Origin of the sequence: Pseudoalteromonas sp. SR45-5, assembly GCF_014163565.1 — a bacterium.
Taxonomy (GTDB): domain Bacteria; phylum Pseudomonadota; class Gammaproteobacteria; order Enterobacterales; family Alteromonadaceae; genus Pseudoalteromonas; species Pseudoalteromonas distincta.
Genome location: NZ_JACJDN010000143.1, coordinates 1 through 7,567, shown reverse-complemented (window position 1 = coordinate 7,567; position 7,567 = coordinate 1). Strand labels below are relative to the sequence as shown.

Sequence of the window (7,567 nt, the reverse complement as noted above, 5' to 3'; positions counted from 1 at the left end):
TAAGTTTAAGCTTTAATGTAGCAAAAGGTGCAGCTGAGCTTGTTGAAGGCTCACGCAGAGTGAACGATTTATTACTAACTTTTAAAGTTTAACAAACATAAAAAAGCCGCTATTTTAGCGGCTTTAGAGTTTAATTATTTACAATCAGCGTTTGGTAAATACCAAAGAGTCGTCATTTGCATCAATAACAATCACGCTACCTGGTATGTAGTCCCCATTAAGTAGCTTTTGTGCTAGCGGATTTTCAATCGTTTGCTGAATAGCACGCTTAAGCGGGCGTGCACCGTACACAGGATCAAACCCACTTGCTGCAATTCGCTCAAGTGCAGCATCGCTTATTTCAAGCAGATACCCCATCTCTGTTAAACGCTCACGTAATTTCATTAACTGAATATCGGCTATTTCTTTTATATGCTCGTTTGCTAACGGGTGGAATACAACAGTCTCGTCAATACGGTTAATAAACTCAGGTCTAAACTCATTAATCAATACTTCCATTACTTTAGCTTTAAGGGTCGTATAGTCATTATTCCCCGCTTGTTCTTGGATAATATCTGAGCCTAAATTTGATGTCATGATAATAACAGTATTTTTAAAATCAACGGTTCTACCTTGTCCGTCAGTTAATCGGCCATCATCTAACACTTGCAGTAAAATGTTAAACACATCTGGGTGTGCTTTTTCTATTTCATCAAGCAATATAACTGAGTAAGGTTTACGACGAACAGCTTCTGTTAAATAACCGCCCTCTTCATAACCCACATAACCTGGAGGTGCGCCCACTAGGCGTGCAACTGAGTGCTTTTCCATAAACTCAGACATGTCGATACGTACCATGGCATCTTCGGTATCAAACATAAAACCTGCCAGTGCTTTTGTAAGCTCGGTTTTACCCACACCTGTTGGACCTAAAAACAAGAAAGAACCAATTGGGCGATTAGGATCTGCAAGTCCTGCACGTGAGCGTCGTATTGCGTTAGCAACAGCAACGACCGCTTCATCTTGCCCTATTACTTTACTGTGTAACTTATCTTCCATTTGCAGCAGCTTTTCACGCTCACCTTGTAGCATTCTTGCAACAGGAATACCTGTCCAGCGAGATAAAATTTCAGCAATTTCATCCTCACCTACTTGGTTCTTAAGCAGAGTCATTTCTTGCATTTCAGCTTGTGAGGCTAAATCAAGTTTTCGTTCAAGCTCTGGAATTCGCCCATATTGCAGCTCTGACATACGCTGTAAATCACTTGCTCTTCGCGCTACATCTAAATCTAATCTTGCTTGTTCAAGTTCGGCTTTAATTACTTGTGTACCTTGAAGCGATGCTTTTTCAGCATTCCAAATTTCGTCTAGTTCACGATATTGTCCATCAAGGTCGGTGATCAACTCTTGCATTTCAGTGCGACGTTTTTGACTCGCCTCATCTTTTTCTTTAGCAAGTGCATTATCTTCTAATTTTAATTGGATAATACGACGTTCAAGCTTATCTAACGACTCTGGTTTTGAATCAATTTGTAATCGAATCGAAGACCCCGCTTCGTCAATTAAATCAATTGCTTTATCTGGTAACTGACGATCGCTAATGTAGCGGTGAGATAACTGCGCCGCAGCAACTATCGCGGGATCAGTAATTTCTACTGAATGATGTAGCTCATATCGCTCTTTTAAGCCACGCAATATTGCAATGGTATCTTCAACCGACGGCTCTTCAATGAGTACCTTTTGGAATCGACGCTCAAGTGCTGCGTCTTTCTCTATATATTTACGGTATTCATCAAGCGTGGTTGCGCCAACACAGTGTAACTCACCGCGTGCTAAAGCAGGTTTTAGCATATTGCCCGCATCCATTGCGCCATCACTTTTGCCTGCACCCACAATAGTGTGTATTTCATCAATAAATAAAATGACTTGGCCTTCTTCTTTAGCCAATTCGTTTAACACTGATTTTAAACGCTCTTCAAATTCACCGCGATATTTAGCGCCCGCAACTAGTGCTCCTAAATCAAGCGATAAAACACGTTTGTTTTTTAATCCTTCAGGTACTTCACCATTAATAATACGCTGTGCTAAACCTTCTGCTATTGCTGTTTTACCAACACCTGGCTCACCGATTAATACAGGGTTATTTTTAGTACGGCGCTGTAATACTTGAATCGTGCGGCGAATTTCGTCATCACGACCAATAACAGGGTCAAGCTTACCTTGCTCTGCTCGCTCAGTTAGATCAATCGTGAACTTTTCAAGCGCTTGGCGTGTTTCTTCGGCATTTGGGTCATCAACTTTTTGACCACCACGAATCGCTTTAATTGCTGTTTCAATTTTAGTGGAGGTAATATTTAACGATCTGAATATATCGCCAAGTGGACCTTTATCGTCGCATGCTGCCAGTACAAACAATTCACTCGAAATGTATTTATCTTTACGTTTTTGCGCATACTTGTCACATAAGTTAATAAGTGATGCCATGTTGTTTGACAACTGTACATCGCCTCCAACACCTTCGACTTTAAAGAGCTTTTCAATTTCTTGAGAAAGCTTAGTATTGAGCTCGTCAGCACTGACTCCTGTTTGCGCAAATAGCGCTCGCACACTTGAGCCACTTTGTTGTAGCAATGAATACATTAAGTGCACGGGCTCAATAAATTGATGGTCGCGACCAAGTGCTAAAGATTGCGCATCAGAAAGCGCAGATTGAAATTTGCTTGTAAATCTATCTAAACGCATGAGGGTTTACCTATTTAATAAACTAATTGTTTAATAAATGGGTATGTTAATAGAATTGTTCAAGGTGTGGGAATAAATATAATCACTAATGTACGCTTTACTTGCGCCAGATCAAACTTGCCATACGCCCTGTTTGACCATCCCGTCGATAAGAAAAAAATAAGTCACTTTGAGAGACTGTACAATAGTCGCCGCCTGTAATATTTTTAACGCCTTGCTGGGTAAGTAAAGTACGCGCAATGCCAAAAATATCAGCAAGAAATTTGCCATTAGCTTGTGGTGTAAATGCTTGAATAAATGAAGAAGACCTTTTTTTAAATAACTCAAACACTTCAGCGCCAACCTCAAATTGAGTTGGCCCAATTGCAGGCCCTAGCCAAGCATTTATATTTTCATACTTTGAGCTAAAACATTCTAAAGTATTTTTAATAATTCCCTGCTCAAGCCCCCGCCAGCCACCATGTATAGCTGCAACTTCCTTCTCATCATCACTCACTAATAAAATAGGTAAGCAATCGGCAGTCATGATAGCCAAAGGCTGATTTAATAACTGAGTATAAAGCGCATCAGCATTGTGTAACTTATTAGAGTCAAAATGTTCATCAACAATAACAACATCAGAGCTATGAACTTGATTTAGCCACACGGCAGGTTTAGGTAAGTGTTTGGTTAATAGTGAGCGGTTTTTTGATACATGATCTTGATTATCTCCAACATGGTATCCCAAATTGAAACTTTTAAATGGGTTTTTTGAAACACCACCTCCACAAGTAGTACTTAACGTTCCTACTTTATGAAGGTTTTGCCATGTCGCTGACAATAAGTGCATTATCTATCGATATCAGGATTAGCTTTAGTATCTTCACGTAGTGCATGTGTCATAGCAACCATATCATCAGGGATAGGTGCTTGCCATGTCATCATTTCACCCGTGATTGGATGCGCAATGCTCAATTTTACAGCATGTAGTGCTTGGCGTCTAAAGCTACGAAGTAACTCGAATAACTCTGGTGTTGCACCTTTAGGTGGACGCGGACGGCCGCCATAAGATTGATCGCCAATTAGCGGATGATTTAAATGTGCCATGTGCACACGAATCTGGTGAGTACGGCCTGTTTCTAGGCGCAGACGTAAACGAGTATGAGCACGGAATTTTTCAGCAACACGGTAATGTGTAATTGCCGGTTTACCCAGTTCATGTACGGCCATATGCGTACGCTGAGTAGGATGACGGCCAATCGCTTTTTCAACCATACCACCTGCAGTCATAGTACCATTACACAGTGCTTCATATTCACGCGTAAAGTTTTCACGCTTTTGCAGCGCTGTTACTAAATGCGTTTGTGCTGGAATCGTTTTAGCTACAACCATTAAACCGGTCGTGTCTTTATCTAAACGATGCACTATACCTGCGCGTGGCACGTTAATTATTTCAGGGTAGTAATGTAGCAATGCGTTTAACACTGTTCCATTAGGGTTACCCGCACCTGGGTGAACCACTAGGCCCATTGGTTTATTAATTACCAAAATATCATCGTCTTCATAAACAATGTTTAATTTGATATCTTGTGCTTCGTATTCGCGTGGTGCTTCAATTGTTGTTTCAACACTTACAACTTCACCACCTAGTAGCTTTTCGCGTGGAGTGTTGAAAATTTCACCGTCTACAGTGATTTTATCATCCAAAATCCACGTTTTTATACGAGAACGTGAATAATCAGGGAACAATTGTGCTAATACTTGGTCTAGACGTTTACCACCTAATTCGGTTGGAACGTCGGCTTGAAGAGAAATTTGCTCTGACATTAGTAACTTTACCCAATTTACCAGTGCAAGCTTTGCTCGACTGGGTTAGAATCGCTTTTAATAAAAGCATAATATAATACGCATAGTTTACTCGGTTTTACCGACTTGGCCTAGCCGAAGACATCGAAGGTAACAAATAAAATGATAAATAAAATAGGGAAACGTGCATTTGCCATTGTTTTTTCAGTTTCTGTACTTAGTTTAGGCGCTTGTTCGTCTGCTCCAGACCAAGAAGACATTCAACGTGTACCGAATAAGTCTGCACACGCTTTATATGAAGATGCAAAAGAAACGCTAGATTCTGGTTTATATGCTCGTGCAATTGAACTTTTGAGTGCTATAGACTCTCGCTACCCATTTGGCCCATTCTCTAAGCAAGTACAAATGGACTTAGTCTATGCACATTATCAATCAGGTAATACTGAACAAGCACTTGCAACCATTGACCGCTTTATTCGCTTAAACCCAAATCATAAAGATTTAGACTACATGTATTACATGCGTGGTTTAGTAAATATTAAAGCAGATAAAAATGCGTTCCAAGAGTACTTTGGTGTAGATAGAGCCGACCGTGATGCCAACCGTACTCGTGTTGCATTTACAGATTTATCGACATTAGTAAAACGTTTTCCAAAAAGTGATTACGCGCCTGAAGCTAAGCGTCGTTTAGTGTGGCTTTTAAACCGCATGGCACGTTATGAATTAAAAGTAGCAACTTACTATTACGAACGTGAAGCTTATTTAGCTGCTGCTAATAGAGGTAAGTTTGTTGTTGAGCATTATTCACAAAGCAGTTACTTAGATCCCGCGCTTGAAATGATGGAGAAAAGTTACGACCAATTAGGTTTAACTGAGCTTAGTGAGCACGCAAAGCAAACACGAAAACTAAATAAAAGAACTAAATAAATAAAAAAGGCGCTTACTAAAGCGCCTTTTAACTACATAGAAAAACAAGCTTAAATCGCTTCTTCATCTTCCTCTGCAGTACGAATACGTATTACACGCTCAACATCTGTGACAAATATTTTACCATCACCGATTTTTCCTGTTTGCGCCGTTTTTACAATAACTTCAATTGCACGGTCTACATCTTCATCAGTCAATACAATATCAAGTTTTACTTTAGGTAAAAAATCGACCATATACTCTGCGCCACGATATAGCTCTGTGTGACCTTTTTGACGTCCAAAGCCTTTAACTTCGCTTACCGTCATCCCCGTAATACCTACATCAGACAACGCTTCACGCACATCGTCTAACTTAAAAGGTTTGATAATTGCTTCTATTTTTTTCATATTAATTACTTTTGAAAGCTTCAGTTGCCTCGATTTTAGACAATCATGATGTTCATAGCAAACAAAGCGATTGAATTACGGTGATAAAACAACCGATCGTGGTATAATTTATTATATAAAAATAGCTATACTTAAATGACTAGCAGTAAATGAGATTAATATGAAAAACAAACAAAACGGGTTCACCCTTTTAGAACTCATGGTAACCGTTGCTATCGTTGGGATCATTGCATCAATTGCAATTTGGAATAGTAGCGATATGCTAGAAGAAAATAGAGCTGAGAACTTTTTGTTGGAATTAAAAAGAAATATTAGCTACGCCCGTGCTCAAGCTGCAAGTACGGATGAAATAGTCATTGTATGCCCTGCTCCTAATACAGTTACAAGTAGTAGCTCAAGTCTCACATGCCAAAGTGAATGGGCATCAACTAATACCGTTATTTTATTTATAGATACTGATAATGACGGAAGTTATAAAAGCGCAAATGATAGTCTATTACGTGTAATGTCAGAAACTCCGTCTAGCGATAGAATAAAATTCTCTGGTAATAATAGCCTTCGGTTTAATACGAGCGGTCGTATTACGACAAGTTTAGCTGGCTCAGGTAGCTTTACGGGCTTTGTATACTGCCCCAATAATGACAACGAAAACAATAAAGCGCTGAATGTATCAGTATCTGGTACTGCTTTTTACCTTGGTGACACCACTGAAAAGTGTGATTAAAAAACGTACAATTATATCTTGTCATATTTGTATCATTTACTAGACTGAGTTAATCATTTATTAACTCAGGTCTTCAAGGATGAGATTATCAATATCAAAAAGTAAGGGAGTAACACTTCTCGAATTAATGGTATCTATGGCTGTTGTCAGTATTATCAGCCAATTATCTATGTGGTTTTACCCAGATTTTTTAGCTAAAAACCGCTTAGATAACCACGTAAACCTCCTACACCGAAATATAAATTATGGCCGTTTATATGCCATTGAAAATACTACTTACGTCACGCTTTGTGCACTAAAAGACAGTCAATGTACAAAGGACGAGTGGAATGGCCAAATGTCACTCTTTATCGACAAAGATAAATCAACCTCGTTAGATGATGATGAACTACTCTTAAGTACTTTTGAGGAGATCCATGAAGCTGACAGTCTTAAATACCCTCGCAGCGCAATTACGTTTCGTCCTGATGGTTCTTTGAATGGTTTTCAAAATGGTACTTTTATATATTGCCCCAACAGCAATAAGGCCAACCTCGAGGGGTTGGCCTTATCAGTAAGTCAGACTGGCAGAATACGTATTAAATCAACTGATAAGTGCCAGAAGAAGTAATCTAGGCTATCGACCCCAGCAATAACCAATATCGGTGTCTCCTTTAGACCCTTTTGCACCTTTGAGACCAATATCAGTGATTGAAAGCTCTTTACAATCAGTATCTCCTTTTACAGCACCGTCTATAGGCTTAGCTGTAATAGTGAAGGTATTACTATCAACTACGCTGATAGATAGTTCAAAGTGACCATTTTCGGTTTTACTTTGTAGCCCTAAGTCAGTAAAGGATTGCGTATACTCACGATTATCTACAAAATATTGCTCCTCTTTGTTTGCAGCATCTAACAATGCTGCAGCAGCTTCAGCGCGCGAAGCACGCTTTACATATTCTGTATAATTGGGCAATGCAATTGAAGCAAGTATGCCTACAATTGCAACCGCTATCATCAGCTCAATTAAGGTAAACCCATG

8 protein-coding genes are annotated in these 7,567 nt (G+C 39.4%); 3 read left to right on the top strand and 5 right to left on the bottom strand.

Translation table 11 applies throughout. The features are described 5' to 3' along the window. Positions 1-144: 144 nt before the first annotated feature. From clpB to rluD, 3 genes are all read right to left on the bottom strand, one after another. On the bottom strand, positions 145-2,721 hold the full coding sequence (clpB, locus tag H5072_RS07575) for an ATP-dependent chaperone ClpB (RefSeq protein WP_165723615.1): 2,577 nt from the start codon (positions 2,719-2,721) through the stop codon (positions 145-147). A gap of 97 nt (positions 2,722-2,818) precedes the next feature. After that, positions 2,819-3,550 carry a peptidoglycan editing factor PgeF gene (pgeF, locus tag H5072_RS07570; RefSeq protein ID WP_182693165.1) on the bottom strand — a complete coding sequence of 244 codons (732 nt, stop codon included), beginning with the start codon at positions 3,548-3,550 and terminating at the stop codon, positions 2,819-2,821. Next, complete coding sequence (rluD, locus tag H5072_RS07565; protein ID WP_002962209.1) at positions 3,550-4,527, bottom strand: 23S rRNA pseudouridine(1911/1915/1917) synthase RluD; 978 nt, start codon at positions 4,525-4,527, stop codon at positions 3,550-3,552. The genes pgeF and rluD overlap by 1 nt, the downstream gene beginning before the upstream one ends. Positions 4,528-4,668: 141 nt before the next feature. Between rluD and H5072_RS07560 the strand changes: the two genes are divergently transcribed. Further along, positions 4,669-5,433, top strand: coding sequence for an outer membrane protein assembly factor BamD (locus H5072_RS07560; protein ID WP_002962210.1), 765 nt, complete (start codon positions 4,669-4,671; stop codon positions 5,431-5,433). 50 nt (positions 5,434-5,483) lie between these two features. Here the strand turns inward: H5072_RS07560 and glnB are convergent, their stop codons facing one another. Beyond that, positions 5,484-5,822, bottom strand: a complete 339-nt coding sequence (gene glnB, locus H5072_RS07555; RefSeq protein WP_002962211.1) for a nitrogen regulatory protein P-II — start codon at positions 5,820-5,822, stop codon at positions 5,484-5,486. A 160-nt stretch (positions 5,823-5,982) separates the two neighbouring features. On the opposite strand from glnB, the gene H5072_RS07550 reads away from it, so the two are divergent. Both H5072_RS07550 and H5072_RS07545 read left to right on the top strand, forming a co-directional pair. Then, positions 5,983-6,546, top strand: a complete 564-nt coding sequence (locus tag H5072_RS07550; RefSeq protein ID WP_024603774.1) for a GspH/FimT family pseudopilin — start codon at positions 5,983-5,985, stop codon at positions 6,544-6,546. A gap of 79 nt (positions 6,547-6,625) precedes the next feature. Continuing rightward, positions 6,626-7,156 (top strand): GspH/FimT family pseudopilin, encoded by a 531-nt coding sequence (locus H5072_RS07545; protein WP_024596577.1) that lies wholly within the window; start codon positions 6,626-6,628, stop codon positions 7,154-7,156. Positions 7,157-7,162: 6 nt separating this feature from the next. On the opposite strand, the gene H5072_RS07540 is transcribed toward H5072_RS07545, so the two are convergent. Beyond that, positions 7,163-7,567 (bottom strand): type IV pilin protein (locus tag H5072_RS07540; RefSeq protein ID WP_182693164.1); only part of this gene is annotated, 405 nt, incomplete at its 5' end.